We start from the raw sequence: 13,738 nt of genomic DNA on the forward strand, positions 1-13,738 counted from the left end.
GCAGGTCGAAGCGGGTGGCCGGTCAGCCGCGCGGGCGCAGCAGGTCGTGGTCCAGGACGGCGGCGAGGCCGAGGGTCTTGTAGCCGACCTCGTCGAACAGCACGGTGAGGCGGTCGTCCTCGACCCGCATCACGACGCCGGGCCCCCACTCGGTGTGCTCGACCGGCGTCTCCACCGGGAAGGGGGTGTCCGCGGGCTCGGTGGCGACGTGCTCGCGGGCGGTGCCGGCCGAGCAGTTGTCACAGTTGCCGCAGGGCTCGTCGAGCTGCTCGCCGAAGTAGCCGAGCAGGAACTGGCGACGGCACTCGGTGGTCTCGGCGTAGCCGCGCATCATCTCCACGCGGGACTGGTCGACCTTCTCGTGGTGCTCGGCGAGCTCCCGGGCCTGCTCGGCGGCCTCGCCGGGCGGCGGGGCGCCGTCGGCGGGGTGCGCGGCGCCGTCCTCGTCCAGGACGACGGCCGAGACCTGCTCGAGGAGGTTGAGGTCGCGCACCAGGGGGGTGGCGGCCCGGCCGGTCTCCTCGCGCAGCGCCTTGACGTCGACGCCGTCGTCGATGCCCGCCGCGGCGGCGGCCTGGACCAGGCCGGCGACCTGCTGCAGCTCCTCCTCGGCCGGGGCGCCCGCGGCGAAGAACCGGCGCAGCCCCAGGTCCTCCTGCCGGTAGACCAGGACGGCGAGGGCCGGCTCGCCGTCGCGGCCGGCCCGGCCGATCTCCTGGTAGTAGCTGTCCACCGAGTCGGCGGGCTCGGCGTGGACGACGAAGCGGGTACCGGGCTTGTCGATGCCCATGCCGAAGGCGGTGGTGGCGACGACGACGTCCAGCTCGTCGTCCATCCAGGCCCGCTGGGTCTCCTCGCGGTCGGACTTCTTCAGCCCCGCGTGGTAGGCGTGCGTGCGCAGGCCCCGCTCGGCGAGCGTGGCGGCGATCTCCTCGGTGCCCCGGCGGGTGGCGCTGTAGACGATCCCGGGACCGCGCCCGTCGCCGACCTCGGCGAGCACCCGGTCGAGGACGGCGTCCTGCTTGCCCCGCGCGTCGGCGTGGTGGTCGACCTCCAGGCGGATCTCCGGCCGGTCGAAGCCGGCGACGACCACCGCGGGGTCGCGCATGCCGAGCTGCTCCACGATCTCCGCCCGCACCGGGGGCGCCGCGGTGGCCGTGAGCGCGAGCACCGTCGGGTGGCCGAGCTGGTCGATGACGCCGCCCAGGCGCAGGTAGTCGGGGCGGAAGTCGTGGCCCCACGCCGAGACGCAGTGCGCCTCGTCGACGACGAACAGAGCGGGCCGCGCCTTGGCGATCACGTCGACCACCTCCTGCTTGGCCAGCTGCTCGGGGGCCAGGAAGAGGAAGCGGACCGTTCCGTCACCGAGGCCGTCGAGCGCCTCCTGCTGGTCGCCGGCCGAGAGGGTGGAGTTGAGCTGCGCGGCGCGGCCGGCGCGGTCCTCCAGCTCGGTCAGCCGCTCCACCTGGTCCCGCTGCAGGGCGATCAGCGGCGAGACGACCAGCACCGGGCCGTCGAGGAGCTGGCCGGCGACCTGGTAGACCGCCGTCTTGCCGGCGCCGGAGGGCAGCACCGCGAGGGTGTCGCGCCCGCCGACGACGGCCTGCATGGCGCGCTCCTGCCCGGGGCGGAAGTCGTCGTAGCCGAGCACCTCGCGGGCGAACTCGCGGATGCGGCGGGTGCGGACGGAGGCGCTGGCGCCGGCGGGGTTGTCCCGCTCGGGGGAGGGAGGCACCGGCTGCCTCTCCCCTGCGGCGGTCCGCGGCAAACGGTGCGCTGGCCCACGTCGCGTTTCCGCGGGAACGGTGCAGCGGACCGCACCGCGTTGCCAGGGCGGCGCGGGCCTCACCCTCATCGGCTGCTCAGCCGGTGATCGGCTGCCCTCCCTCGGCGGCCAGCCGGCGGACGAGGTCGCGGTTGCCCATGAGGACCGCGATCGCCCACGCCATGTCCAGCCGATCGTGCGGTGCCGCGCCCTGGGTAGACAGATCAGGCGGGCCCTCGGGGAAGAGGACCCGGTCCAGCCGCGCCTTCGCGCGTGAGGCGGTCATCAGGCTCCTGGCTGCCGGGGTGCCCGGGGCTGCGCCCGTACCGCCTCTCCTGCCCCCTCGCGGGCGGGCGTGCAGGGAGCCGGGCCCGCCGCCGGGGTGGGCCGGTGACGGTCTGCGGTTGACCGGCGCCCCGCGGCGGCGGGGGCCGGGCCTGAGCCGGGTCGCTGCCAGGTCCCGGTCGCCCACGGCCGCACTCGCGGTCGGGGGTGGTGGGGGTGCGTCGGACGGGCGTCGCCCGGCCGTGGCGTCGATCGGGTGGACGCCCGCGTAGGGATCGTCGCCGCGGGTGGGGTCGGGCGGTGAGCCGTGCAGCCCGCCGGCGAAGGCGGCGTCGGCGGTGCCCCACACGCGCTGCCCGTCCGGGGTGGTCACGACCAGGGTCCCGTGGGGTCGGCTCATCACCAGCTGCTGATCGTGCACGAGACCGTGGTCCACGTCGCACAGGAGCACCATGCCGGTCACGTCGGTGCGCCCACCGAAGATCCAGTGCCGCATGTGGTGGACGTGCAGGCGCTCGGGGCGGGTCTCGGGGCAGCCAGGGCGCGCGCAGCCGCCGTCCCGCCGCAGCAGGGCCCGGCGCTGCGGGGCGGTCGCCCGCCGCTTGCGCCGTCCCACGGCCAGCGGCTCGCGACCGCGCTCGATCATCGCGACGACGGTCGCCTCGCAGAGCAGGCGGCGGGCCTGGGCGCCGGTGACCGGTGGGCCGTTCTCGTAGTGGGCGCGGCCCGCGGCGGCGTCGTCGGCGAGGACGGCGGCGTCGACGTGCACGACGACCTCCCGCCGGGGCGGGTCGCCCGGGCGGCGGTCGAGGCCGGTGCGCGCCTCGGCCAGGGCGGTGACGGCGGCGATCCGGCGGCCGGCGGTGCGCTCGCGGGCCAGCCCGACCGCGGCATCCTCGGCGCAGCGGTCCGCGACCGCCCGGTCGACGGCACCGCCCGCCGCGCGGATCGCCTCGTGCCCGGCCGCCGCCTTCTCGTTCTGCGCTCGTTCGCGGCGGGCCTCGCGCTCGGCCAGCGAGTCGACCGCGGCCATGAACGCCGCACCGTCCTCGGCGGGCATGCGGAGGCGGAGGGTGAACCAGCCGTCCTCGAACCGGGGCTCGAAGAACTGCTCGCGCTCGACCGGCCGGCCTCCGGAGGCCGCCGTCTCGTCGACCCGCCGCCACTGGCGGCAGAACCGCTCGGTCTGGGAGGCGGTGGCCGTGAGGGCGAACTCGAGCAGCGCCGCCTCGGAGTCGGGCTCCGCGACGCGGGTCAGCGCCCGCACCTTGGAGTAGGAGAGGCGGCCCACCGCGAACGCCGCCTCGATCCGCGGGAGGCCGGGCAGGGCGCGGGCGACGCGGACGTGCTCCCGTGCCGCGCCGGGGCCCATGCCGCACTGCCAGGCCAGCCAGTGCGCGCAGGAGCGGATGCCGACGCCGTGCCAGCCGCCCCGCTCGTCGAACTCCGCCACCAGCCGGAGCCAGGTGGACGTCGCCGCCGCCAGCCGCACCGCCCCGCTGGTGATCGCCAGGGCGAGCTCGTCCAGCGGTGTCTCGTGACCAGAGCCGTCAACCTCGTCTTCGGACACATGTCCGAAAACTAGCCCCGGCGTCCGACATATCCGCAGGTCGACCGCGCAGGCCGTTCCCGCGGGAACGTGGCCCCGGCTGGCGCGGTGGGTCAGGGGCGGTGGGTGTCACCTCGGGCGTTCCCGCGGGAACGTGGCCCCGGCTGTCGCGGTGGGTCAGGTGGTCACGGCGGGCGGGAAGGGTGAACGGGGGCCAGTGGGAGCGGCGAGCGGGCTCGGCGACAGGGGCCGGCGACGGGTCAGCGGAGCGGGGAGCGCCGGGGCCCGACCTCGGCGTGCTCGGCCGCGGCCCGGCCGGCGTGCCACCCGCCCGCGTCGACCGAGGACCGGCTGCGGCTGGACCGGACCCGGGGGAACAGCTCGGCCGTCCGGGCCGCCACCGCCTCCTGCCGCGACCGCAGCACGGGGAGCAGGTCCACGCCCCGCTCCACCCCCGCCTCCGTGGTCGCCCGCAGCCGCGCCGCGGCCAGCCGCTCGCCGATGCGGTGCGCGTAGCCGAGCAGGAACGCGCGGCGGAACGACCGCGCCGCGGAGCGGCCCTCCTGCCGCTCCGCGGCGGCCAGTGCCTGCGCGACCTGCAGCAGCAGGGACGTGAACAGCAGCTCCACGGCGTCCAGGTCGGACCGGAGGCCGACGAGGGTGGCGATGCCCAGACCCTGGTACCAGACGAGCTGCACGTCGTTCGCCTCCGCGACCGCGCCCAGCAGCTGCGTCTTGGCGCGCGCGTAGGGGTCGGCGACGTGCACCCGCCGGGTGTCGACGTCGACGGCCGTAGCCGCGCCACCGCCGAGCAGCGCGGCATCCACCGCGTGCCGGGTCATGAGCTCCTGCGCCTTGGCCGTCAGCGCCTCCGCCTCCTCGGGGAACTCGGTGGACTCGGCCTTGGCCAGCAGGGCGCGGATGCGCCGCAACGCCCGGTCGTCGCCGCCCGCGGCCGGCCCGTCGCCGCCCGCGGCCGGCCCGTTGCCGCCCGCGGCCGGCCGGTCGGCGCCCGGCCGTGGTGCACCCCACCGCGACGGGGGCGGCACCAGCACCTCCAGCCGGGCCGTGCACCGCAGCAGCCCGGCCACCTGCAGCACGGTGCGCCACGCCTCGGCGGGCGGACGGCGCTCGGCCCGCTGCCAGGCGCTGACCGCGGCGCCCTCGCCGGCGTCCACGTCCAGGGCCCCCAGTTCCCGCAGCTGCCCGACCCAGGTCTCCGGTGCCCGCGAGACCGCGTCGGTGCGGCGGGCGTGCTCGGCGATCAGCGCCACGACCAGCGGGACCGATCCGGCGCCCGCCTGACGCCGGGCGGCGTGGGCGACGTCGGCCGGCTGCCAGCCGCGCTCCCAGGTCTCGTCGAGCGCGTCGCGCAGGGTCCGCCCGGCCGGGCCGCCGTCGTCGAGGGGCAGCCCGGTGCTGCTGAGCGTGGCCGCGAGCTCCGACGCGACCCGGGCGTCGGTGAGCACTGCGGCGCGGTGCCGGAGGAGGTCTGCGAGCCAGGCGTCGTCGATCACGCCCGGCATGCTCCCCGCCCCCGCCGACGGCCCGGGGAAGCGGCCTGTGGAGAACGCCCGCCGTCCACAACCGCGGCTAGGGTCTGGCCGTGGCCGCCACCTACCGCATCGCCGAGGCGGCCGCGCTGCTCGGCGTCAGCGACGACACGGTGCGGCGCTGGGTCGACAGCGGCCGACTCCCGGCGCGCCGGGACGGCGGGGGGCCGGCGGTGGTCGACGGCGCGGACCTCGCCCGGCTGGCGACGCAGCTGCGCGAGGCTCCGGAGCCCGGGACGACGCCGTCCTCGGCCCGCAACCGGCTGGCCGGCATCGTCACGAACGTCCTCCGCGACGGCGTCATGGCGCAGGTCGAGATCCAGGCCGGGCCCTTCCGCGTCGTCTCCCTCATGTCGCGCGAGGCGGCCGACGAGCTGGGGCTGGTCGTGGGCGTCCGGGCGGTCGCGACGGTGAAGGCCACCCAGGTCAGCGTCGACGTCCCGTAGTCCGCATCTGCGGAGCTGCGCCGCCCAGAGCTTGCGCGGATGCGGGTTCACCTGCTGGAGTCTGCCGCAGGAGCGGTCGACCGAGGAGGTGGCATGCGCGCGCGTGCGCTGCTCGTGGCGGTGCTGCTGGCCCTCCCCGGCTGCGGCGCGTCGTCGGAGGCGGACCCCGGCGCGGCTGCGGACGGCCGGCTCTCCGGCACCCTCACCGTCTTCGCCGCCGCCTCGCTCACCGACGTCTTCACCGAGCTCGGCGGCCGGCTCGAGGGGGAGCACCCGGGTCTGGAGGTGCGCTTCAGCTTCGCCGGCAGCTCCGGGCTGGCCACGCAGCTGGAGCAGGGCGCCCCCGTCGACGTCTTCGCCTCCGCCGACGAGGCGCAGATGGACCGGGTCGCCGACCTGGTGGGTGCCCCGCAGCCCTTCGCCGCCAACGAGCTGCTGCTGGCCGTGCCGGCGGACGACCCCGCCGGCATCGACGGGAGGTCGGGCGCGGGCACCCCCGGCCTGGCCGACCTGCTCGAGGTCGACGACGTGCTCGCCGTCTGCGCGCCGGAGGTGCCCTGCGGCGCCGCCGCCGCGGAGGTGCTCGAGGCCGCCGGTCTGGCCGGGGCACCGGACACCCTCGAGGACGACGTCCGCGGCGTCCTCACCAAGGTGCAGCTCGGCGAGGTCGACGCCGGGCTGGTCTACCGCTCCGACGTCTCCGCCGACGGCGGCGTCCGCGCCCTCCCCTTCCGCGAGTCCGGCGCCGCCCGCAACCGCTACCCGGTCGCCGCCCTGCAGGACGCCCCGAACCCGGACGCTGCCGCCGCCTTCGTCGACCTGGTGCTCTCCGACGAGGGGCAGGCCGCACTGGCCGACGCCGGGTTCCAGCAGCCGTGAGCCGCGCTCCCGAGGGCACCCGCGTCCCGGTGCCCCTCCTCGTCCCGGCGGCCCTGGGCGTCGCCTTCCTGACCCTCCCGCTGCTCGGGCTGCTGGCGCGCACCCCGTGGTCGGAGCTGGCCACCCAGCTCGCCGCGCCGGGGGTGGGCCAGGCGCTGCGGCTGTCGCTGGTGTCGGCGACGCTCGCCACCGGCCTGTCGCTGCTGCTGGGGGTCCCGCTCGCCTGGGTCCTCGCCCGCTCCCGGGCCCGCGGCCGCTCGGTGCTCCGGGCGCTGGTCACCGTGCCGCTGGTGCTGCCCCCGGTCGTCGGCGGGGTCGCGCTGTTCCTCGTGCTGGGCCGGCAGGGGATCGTCGGCTCCTGGCTGGACGACGCCTTCGGCATCACGATCCCGTTCACCACCACCGCCGTCGTCATCGCCGAGACCTTCGTGGCCATGCCGTTCCTGGTCATCAGCGTCGAGGGCGCCCTGCGGGCCGCCGACGCCCGCTTCGAGGACGTCGCCGCCACGCTCGGCGCCGGCCGCTGGACGACGTTCCGCCGCGTCACCCTCCCGCTGGTCGCCCCCGGCGTCGCGGCCGGCGCGGTGCTCTGCTGGGCCCGGGCGCTCGGCGAGTTCGGCGCCACCATCACCTTCGCCGGCAACTTCCCCGGCACCACGCAGACGATGCCGCTGGCGGTCTACCTCGCGCTGCAGCGGGATCCGGACGCGGCGATCGTGCTCTCGGTGGTGCTGCTGGCCGTCTCCCTGGCCACGCTGCTGCTGCTCCGCGACCGCTGGCTCGGCCGGGCGCCGGTATGAGCCTGACCGCGACGGTCGCCACCCGCCGGGGCGACCTCGACCTGCGGGTCGAGGTCGAGGTGGCCGACGGCGAGGTGCTGGCCCTCCTCGGTCCCAACGGCGCCGGGAAGTCGACCTTCGTGCGCGTGCTGGCGGGGTTGCTGCCCCCCGACCGCGGCCGGGTCGTCGTCGACGGCGAGGTCTGGGACGGCGACGGCGCGTCCGTCCCCGCCCACCGGCGCGCCCTCGGGATGGTCTTCCAGGACGCGCTGCTCTTCCCGCACCTGAGCGTGGTCGACAACGTCGCCTTCGGCCTGCGCACCCGGGGGGCGGCGCGGGCGCGGGCCCGGGCGGCCGCCGACGAGTGGCTGACCCGGGTCGGGCTCGAGGGGATGGGGAGCCGCAGGCCCGCCCAGCTCTCCGGCGGTCAGGCGCAGCGGGCCGCGCTGGCCCGGGCGCTCGTCGGCGACCCGGCGCTGCTGCTGCTCGACGAGCCGCTGTCGGCCCTGGACGCGCGCACCCGGCTCACCGTGCGCGCCGAGCTGCGCCGGCACCTCGGGGGGTTCCGCGGCAGCACCGTGCTCGTCACGCACGACCCGGTGGACGCGATGGCGCTCGCCGACCGCGTCGTCGTCGTCGAGGAGGGGCGGGTCGTGCAGGCCGGCACCCCGGCCGAGGTGGCCCGCCGGCCGCGTACCGACTACGTGGCCCGGCTGGTCGGGCTGTCGCTCCTGCCGGGCACCGGCGAGGGGCGCGTGGTGCGGCTCGACGGCGGCGCGGTGGTCGTGGTGGCGGAGGAGGCCACCGGGCCGGTGTTCGCGGCGGTCCGTCCCGAGTCGGTGGCGCTCTACGCCTCCCGCCCCGACGGCAGCACCCGCAACCTCTGGCGGCAACGCCTGGTCGGGGCGACGCCGCACGGCGCCACCGTGCGCTGCGAGCTCACCGGGGAGGTGCCGCTGGTCGCCGACGTCACGGCGACCTCCTTCGCCGAGATGGGTCTCGTCCCGGGCGCGGAGGTGTGGGCCGGCGTGAAGGCCTCCGAGGTCGCCGTCTACGCCCGCTGAGAGAGTGGAAGGATGAGCACCGCAGCCCTCGTCCTGGCCGCCGGGGGTGGCCGCCGCTACGGCATGCCCAAGGCGCTGGTCGAGTACGAGGGCAGCCTGCTGGTCGAGCGGGCGGTGCGGACGGCGCGGGCGGCCTGCGACGTCGTCCTCGTCGTGCTCGGCGCCCGGGCGGTCGACGTCTGGCGGACCGCGGACCTCACGGGCGCGACGGTGCTGGCGAACCGGGACTGGGAATCGGGCATGGCCTCCTCGCTGCGCACCGGCCTGGACGGGCTGCGCGGCTTCCCGGGGACGGTGGACGCCGCACTGGTGACCCTGGTCGACATGCCCGGCCTCACGCCCGCCGCGCTGCGGGCGGTCGCCGCCCACGCCGCGCCGGACGCGCTGGCGACCGCCACCTACGACGGCGTCCGCGGCCACCCGGTGCTGCTCGGGCGCGACCACTGGGCCGGCGTCGCGGAGACGGCCACCGGCGACGAGGGCGCCCGCCGCTACCTGGCGGCGCACGACGTCGTCGAGGTCGACTGCACCGGCCTCGCCGATCCGGTCGACCTCGACGTCCCGCCGCCGGGGGTAGCGTCGGCGCCGTGATCGCCAGGGTCGTGGACACGCCGCTGTCCGTCGCCGAGCACGAGGACGCCGTCTCCGTCGCGGCGGCGGGGGCCGTGGTCTCCTTCGCCGGCGTCGTCCGCGACCACGACGGAGGCCGCTCGGTGGCCGAGCTGGAGTACGTCGGCCACCCGAGCGCCGCCGACGTCATCACCGAGCTGGCCGAGGAGTTCGCCGCGCGCCCCGAGCTGCACGCCGTCGCGGTCAGCCACCGCATCGGTGTGCTCGGCATCGGCGACGTCGCGCTCGCGTGCGCGGTCAGCGCCTCGCACCGCGGTCAGGCGTTCGCCGCCTGCGCCGAGCTCGTCGACGAGGTGAAGAAGCGGCTGCCCATCTGGAAGCGGCAGGTGTTCGGCGACGGTGAGGAGGAGTGGGTCGCCTGCCCCTAGGCGCCTGCCTCAGCCGGCGAACTCGCGCACCGGCAGCCCCCGCACCCCGACGTCCACGGTGAACAGCGAGCCGGCCACGCCGTCGTCCAGGCCGCCCTCGGCGGACGTGGTGACGAACAGCCGGTCCAGGGCGCGGCCGCCGAGGGTGCAGGCCGTCACCTGCGGCGTGGGCAGCTCCACCACGGCGTCGCGCCGGCCGTCGCGGTCGTAGCGGTGCACCTCGCCGCCGCCGTAGAGCGCGACCCAGACCCCGCCCTCGGCGTCGACGGTGAGCCCGTCGGGGTTGCCGTCGTCCGGGAACGTCACGAACGGGCGCCGCCCGCTCAGCCCCGCCCCGGCCTCGTAGTCGAAGACGTCGATGCGGTGGGTCGCCGTGTCGGCGTAGTAGGCCAGCGACCCGTCGGGGCTCCACTCCAGCCCGTTGGAGACGGTGACCCCGCCGAAGACGTGGTGCACGCTGCCGTCGGGGTCCAGCCGGTACATCGACGCGGCGCCCGGCGTCTGGTCGTAGGCCATCGAGCCGCACCAGAAGCGGCCGTCGGGGTCGCAGCCGCCCTCGTTCATGCGGATGTCGGGGTTCGTCCACACCGGGTCCAGCAGGGTGAGGGTGCCGTCGGGGCCCTCGAGGGCGAAGCCGCGCTCCACCGCGATGACCGCGCCGCCGCCGCGGCGCGGCCGGACGACCGCCGCGACGTCCGCGACGTGCCGGCGGGCGACCGAGCCGTCCTCGCCCACCGTGAGGACGTCACCGGCGAGCATGTCCACGCACCGCAGGCCGCCCCACGCCGGCGACCACACGGGCCCCTCGCCGTGGTGGGTCACCGCACCGGTCAGCCGCTGCGCCTTCACCGGGCCTCCGTCCCGACAGGGCCCGGCAGGTCGGTGGCCAGCAACGTGTTCAGCATGCGGGCAGTGTGCTCGACGACGGGGAGCTCGCGGCTGGCGCTGCGCGGCTTGGCGCGGAAGGCGATCCCGCAGAGCGTCCCGAACAGCTCGAGGTCGCGGGTCACGAGGGGGACGCCCACGTAGGCGGCGATGTCGCGGATGGAGCCGTAGGACCGCGAGGCGTAGGCCGGCACGGCGGCGGTCACGGTGGCTACCCGCGGTGCGTTCCCCTCGATCATCTGGCGGCAGAAGCTCTGCGCCCACGGCAGCTCCGTGCCCGGGCGGACGCCGGCCTCCGGGAACGCGCGCACGATGATCTGCCGGTCGTGCTCGACGTGGGTGACCACCCACAGGTCCCAGCCGACGTACCCGTGCAGGAAGCGCAGCGCTCCCTCGGCCGCGGAGAGCCAGTCACCCCACGGCGCCACGTCGGCCACGCCCGACGGAACCATGTCGTACGAAATACCACCGGGGCGGGCCGGCCAACCGTCCGGAGCGAGGTCAGCGTGCTCCGGCCAGGCCGTCGTCGTCGGTCCGCCCGTCGCGCTCGAGCTCGGCCTCCTCCGCCTCGGCCTCCAGCCGGTGGGCCTCCCCGTCGACCTTCGCCGCGGCGTCGCCGTGCGACTCGCCGTACAGCTCCTCGGCCCGGCCGAACAGCTCCTGGGCCTTCGCCTTCGCTCTGTCGAAGATGCTCATGACTCCTCCTCCATCCGGCCGCCGACCGACCGGGTCGGCGCGGGAACGGCCATCCTCCACGGTCGGGCCTGACTGCGGGGCGGACGGCCCCTCGCTCACCCCCCGGCGAAGGGCGGGAGCACGTCCACGACCGCGCCGGCGGGCAGCGGGGCCTCCCGGTCGCGGGCCTGGGCGCCGTCGACCAGGAACGAGCAGGCGGTGAGCACCCGCTCCAGCCGCTCCCCGTGGGCGAGGGCGATCCGCCCGACGAGCTCGTCGAGGCTGGCGGCCTCGCAGCGCTCGGTGTCGACGCCGGAGGCGGCGCGGGCGCCGGCGAAGTAGCGGACGGTGACGGTGGTCGCCCCCGGGGTGGCGGGGTGGGTGGACAACTCAGCCGCCGATCGCCGACATGGGCCGGCTCGGCTGCAGGAAGCTCGGGTCGTCGATCCCGTGGCCGGGCAGCTTGCCCAGGGTCGCGATCCGCCAGCGGTCCGCCAGTTCCGCATCCGTGGCGCCCTCGCGCAGCGCCGTCCGGAGGTCGGACTCCTCGCGGGCGAACAGGCAGTTGCGGATCTGCCCGTCGGCGGTGAGCCGGGTGCGGTCGCAGCTGCCGCAGAACGAGCGGGTGACCGAGGCGATCACACCCACCGTGGCCGGCCCGCCGTCGACCAGCCAGCGCTCGGCCGGTGCCGAGCCCCGCTCCTCGCTGTCGGGGGTGAGCTCGTGCGCCGCCGACAGCCGCTCCAGGATGTCCTCGGCGGTGACCATGCGACCGCGCGTCCAGGCGTGGTGGGCGTCCAGCGGCATCTGCTCGATGAAGCGCAGCTCGTAGCCCTGCTCCAGGCAGAAGTCCAGCAGCGGGACGGCGTCGACGTCGTTGATCCCGTGCAGCAGGACGGCGTTGACCTTCACCGGCGTGAGCCCGGCGTCCCGCGCGGCGGCCAGGCCGGCGAGGACGTCGTCCAGCCGGTCGCGGTGGGTGAGGGTCTTGAACCGCTCCCTGTCGAGGGTGTCCAGGCTGACGTTGATGCGGTCGAGCCCGGCCTCGGCGAGCGCGGGCGCCATGCGGGAGAGCCCGATGGCGTTGGTGGTGAGGCTGACCTCGGGCCGCGGGTGGAGCGCCGTCGCGCCGGCGACGATGCCGACCAGGCCCGGGCGCAGCAGCGGTTCGCCCCCGGTGAAGCGCACCTCGCGGATGCCCAGGTGCTCCACCCCGATGCGCACCAGGCGGGCGACCTCGTCGTCGGTGAGCTGCTCGACCTTGGGCAGCCACTGCAGACCCTCCGGCGGCATGCAGTAGGTGCAGCGCAGGTTGCACCGGTCGGTCAGGGAGACCCGCAGGTCGGTCGCGGTGCGCCCGTACCGGTCGACCAGGCCGCCGGAGCCGGCGGCCACGGTGCCCACGGCACGGCGGACCGCGGGGTCGGGCAGGTCGGCGCCGGTCATGGGCCGAATGTAGCCGCGACGGGCGACACGTGGCGGGCCGGAAATGCGCGGGCCCCGCCGCGGAGGCGTTGCTACCGTTCCCCCGCCACCCGAGAGACCGGCGGAGGACGTCCCGCACTCGCCCGTGGCCAGGAAGCGCGAGAGAACCCGTGTCGGCCCGCACCGTCTTCAGCCCCTACCGCCGCCTCTTCACCGTCCCCGGGTCCGTGGCCTTCTCCCTGGCCGGGTGGGTGGGGCGGTTGCCCGCCCCCATGCTCGGCCTGGGCGCGGTGCTCCTGGTCTCGCGGGAGACCGGGAGCTACGGCCTCGCCGGTGCCGTCGCCGGCGCCCTCGCGCTCAGCTACGGCGTCGCCGGGCCGCAGTGGGCGCGGGCCATGGACCGCCGCGGCCAGGGCCCGGTGCTCCGCCTGGCGATGGCCGCCTTCGCGCTCACCGGCGTCGCGTTCGTCGCGGCGGTGGTCGGCGGCGGGCCCCGCTGGAGCTGGTTCCTGCTGGCCGCGGCGGTCGGGGCCAGCAGCCCCAACGTCGGCTCGCTGGTGCGCGCCCGGTGGGCCGCGGTGCTCGACCCCGCGGGGCGGCAGACGGCGTTCGCGTTCGAGGCCGTCGCCGACGAGGTGGTCTTCGTCGTCGGCCCGCCGCTGGTGACGCTCCTGGCCACGCTCGTCGCGCCGCCCGTCGGCTTCCTCACCGGGGTGGTCCTCGGCACGATCGGCGGCCTCTGGCTCGCCGCCCTCCGCGACACCGACCCGCCGGCGCACCCCGTCGCCGGGGCGTCGGCTGCCCGGTGGTGGGCGGTGCTGACGCCGACGCTGCTGGTCGTCACCGTCACCTACCTGGCCGTGGGCACGGTGTTCGGCGCCATCGACGTCGTGGTGGTCGGCTTCGCCGAGGCCGAGGGGGCGCCGGCGCTCTCCGGGGTGGCCCTCGCCGTCTTCGCCGCCGGCAGCCTGGTCGCGGGGCTGGTCTACGGCCTCGCACGCCTGCCGGGCACGCTGGCCACCCGCTTCGTCGCGACGGCGGTCGCCTTCGGGCTGGCCGCCCAGCTGCTGTGGGGCGTCGGCTCGCTGGCGGTGCTCGTCGGGGTCGGCTTCCTGGCCGGGCTGACCATCGCGCCGGTGCTCGTCTCGGGCACCTCGCTGGTGGAGTCCCGCACGGCGCCCGGTCTGCTCACCGAGTCGCTGGCCTGGACGATCTCCGGCCTCACCCTCGGCGTCACCGCGGGCTCGGCGCTGGCCGGTGCCGCGGTGGACGCCTGGGGTGCGGAGGCGGCCTTCGCCGTGCCCGCGGGGGCCGCGGCGCTCGCCGCCCTGCTCGCGCTCGGCGGTGGGGCGCTGGTCGCGGAGCGGCCGGCCGCCGCACCCCTGGTTGAGGACCGCACCACCGGGTAGGCGGGCGACGGGTCGATCGCGCACGA

General features: G+C 76.7%; 15 protein-coding genes. 7 read left to right on the forward strand and 8 right to left on the reverse strand.

Translation table 11 applies throughout. The features are described from left to right. Nucleotides 1-22 precede the first annotated feature (22 nt). The 3 genes from ACI79P_RS06860 to ACI79P_RS06870 form a co-directional block, all read right to left on the reverse strand. On the reverse strand, nt 23-1,735 hold the full coding sequence (locus ACI79P_RS06860) for a RecQ family ATP-dependent DNA helicase (protein WP_456580281.1): 1,713 nt from the start codon (nt 1,733-1,735) through the stop codon (nt 23-25). Between the two features lie 127 nt (nt 1,736-1,862). Then, nucleotides 1,863-3,620, reverse strand: a complete 1,758-nt coding sequence (locus ACI79P_RS06865; protein WP_456580282.1) for a DUF222 domain-containing protein — start codon at nt 3,618-3,620, stop codon at nt 1,863-1,865. Nucleotides 3,621-3,859: 239 nt separating this feature from the next. Beyond that, a complete protein-coding gene (locus ACI79P_RS06870) occupies nt 3,860-5,116 on the reverse strand; it encodes a DUF2786 domain-containing protein (protein WP_456580283.1) in 1,257 nt (418 codons plus the stop codon). Nucleotides 5,117-5,205: 89 nt separating this feature from the next. Between ACI79P_RS06870 and ACI79P_RS06875 the strand changes: the two genes are divergently transcribed. The 6 genes from ACI79P_RS06875 (at nt 5,206) to ACI79P_RS06900 (ending at nt 9,318) form a co-directional block, all read left to right on the forward strand. After that, nucleotides 5,206-5,598: a TOBE domain-containing protein gene (locus tag ACI79P_RS06875; RefSeq protein WP_456580284.1), complete on the forward strand. Its 393-nt coding sequence runs from the start codon at nt 5,206-5,208 to the stop codon at nt 5,596-5,598. Nucleotides 5,599-5,691: 93 nt separating this feature from the next. Beyond that, nucleotides 5,692-6,477 carry a molybdate ABC transporter substrate-binding protein gene (modA, locus tag ACI79P_RS06880; protein WP_456580285.1) on the forward strand — a complete coding sequence of 262 codons (786 nt, stop codon included), beginning with the start codon at nt 5,692-5,694 and terminating at the stop codon, nt 6,475-6,477. Next, nucleotides 6,474-7,277 carry an ABC transporter permease gene (locus tag ACI79P_RS06885; RefSeq protein WP_456580286.1) on the forward strand — a complete coding sequence of 268 codons (804 nt, stop codon included), beginning with the start codon at nt 6,474-6,476 and terminating at the stop codon, nt 7,275-7,277. The genes modA and ACI79P_RS06885 overlap by 4 nt, the downstream gene beginning before the upstream one ends. Further along, nucleotides 7,274-8,320, forward strand: coding sequence for an ABC transporter ATP-binding protein (locus ACI79P_RS06890; protein ID WP_456580287.1), 1,047 nt, complete (start codon nt 7,274-7,276; stop codon nt 8,318-8,320). Before ACI79P_RS06885 ends, ACI79P_RS06890 begins: the two co-directional genes overlap by 4 nt. 12 nt (nt 8,321-8,332) lie before the next feature. After that, nucleotides 8,333-8,911 carry a nucleotidyltransferase family protein gene (locus ACI79P_RS06895; RefSeq protein ID WP_456580288.1) on the forward strand — a complete coding sequence of 193 codons (579 nt, stop codon included), beginning with the start codon at nt 8,333-8,335 and terminating at the stop codon, nt 8,909-8,911. Further along, nucleotides 8,908-9,318 carry a molybdenum cofactor biosynthesis protein MoaE gene (locus ACI79P_RS06900; protein WP_456580289.1) on the forward strand — a complete coding sequence of 137 codons (411 nt, stop codon included), beginning with the start codon at nt 8,908-8,910 and terminating at the stop codon, nt 9,316-9,318. Before ACI79P_RS06895 ends, ACI79P_RS06900 begins: the two co-directional genes overlap by 4 nt. A gap of 9 nt (nt 9,319-9,327) precedes the next feature. Here the strand turns inward: ACI79P_RS06900 and ACI79P_RS06905 are convergent, their stop codons facing one another. The 5 genes from ACI79P_RS06905 to moaA form a co-directional block, all read right to left on the reverse strand. Beyond that, nucleotides 9,328-10,167 carry an SMP-30/gluconolactonase/LRE family protein gene (locus tag ACI79P_RS06905; RefSeq protein WP_456580290.1) on the reverse strand — a complete coding sequence of 280 codons (840 nt, stop codon included), beginning with the start codon at nt 10,165-10,167 and terminating at the stop codon, nt 9,328-9,330. Continuing rightward, nucleotides 10,164-10,640, reverse strand: coding sequence for a GAF domain-containing protein (locus tag ACI79P_RS06910; RefSeq protein ID WP_456580291.1), 477 nt, complete (start codon nt 10,638-10,640; stop codon nt 10,164-10,166). Before ACI79P_RS06910 ends, ACI79P_RS06905 begins: the two co-directional genes overlap by 4 nt. 64 nt (nt 10,641-10,704) lie before the next feature. Then, a complete protein-coding gene (locus tag ACI79P_RS06915) occupies nt 10,705-10,899 on the reverse strand; it encodes a hypothetical protein (protein ID WP_456580292.1) in 195 nt (64 codons plus the stop codon). Nucleotides 10,900-10,994: 95 nt separating this feature from the next. After that, the gene (locus ACI79P_RS06920; protein ID WP_456580293.1) at nt 10,995-11,267 is read right to left on the reverse strand and encodes a MoaD/ThiS family protein; all 273 of its coding nucleotides are present in this window, start codon (nt 11,265-11,267) and stop codon (nt 10,995-10,997) included. Nucleotide 11,268: 1 nt separating this feature from the next. Continuing rightward, nucleotides 11,269-12,324 (reverse strand): GTP 3',8-cyclase MoaA, encoded by a 1,056-nt coding sequence (gene moaA / locus ACI79P_RS06925; protein WP_456580294.1) that lies wholly within the window; start codon nt 12,322-12,324, stop codon nt 11,269-11,271. A 149-nt stretch (nt 12,325-12,473) separates the two neighbouring features. Here moaA and ACI79P_RS06930 point away from each other — a divergent pair, with 149 nt between their 5' ends. After that, on the forward strand, nt 12,474-13,712 hold the full coding sequence (locus ACI79P_RS06930) for an MFS transporter (RefSeq protein WP_456580295.1): 1,239 nt from the start codon (nt 12,474-12,476) through the stop codon (nt 13,710-13,712). Nucleotides 13,713-13,738 lie beyond the last annotated feature (26 nt).

Source organism: Blastococcus sp. SYSU DS0510, assembly GCF_054050835.1.

What these genes read in the sequence shown, in the direction of transcription:
- modA (WP_456580285.1), top strand. Translation starts at nt 5,692, where the DNA reads ATGCGCGCGCGTGCGCTGCTCGTGGCGGTGCTGCTGGCCCTCCCCGGC.
- ACI79P_RS06890 (WP_456580287.1), top strand. Translation starts at nt 7,274, where the DNA reads ATGAGCCTGACCGCGACGGTCGCCACCCGCCGGGGCGACCTCGACCTG.
- ACI79P_RS06895 (WP_456580288.1), top strand. Translation starts at nt 8,333, where the DNA reads ATGAGCACCGCAGCCCTCGTCCTGGCCGCCGGGGGTGGCCGCCGCTAC.
- ACI79P_RS06915 (WP_456580292.1), bottom strand. Translation starts at nt 10,899, where the DNA reads ATGAGCATCTTCGACAGAGCGAAGGCGAAGGCCCAGGAGCTGTTCGGC.
- moaA (WP_456580294.1), bottom strand. Translation starts at nt 12,324, where the DNA reads ATGACCGGCGCCGACCTGCCCGACCCCGCGGTCCGCCGTGCCGTGGGC.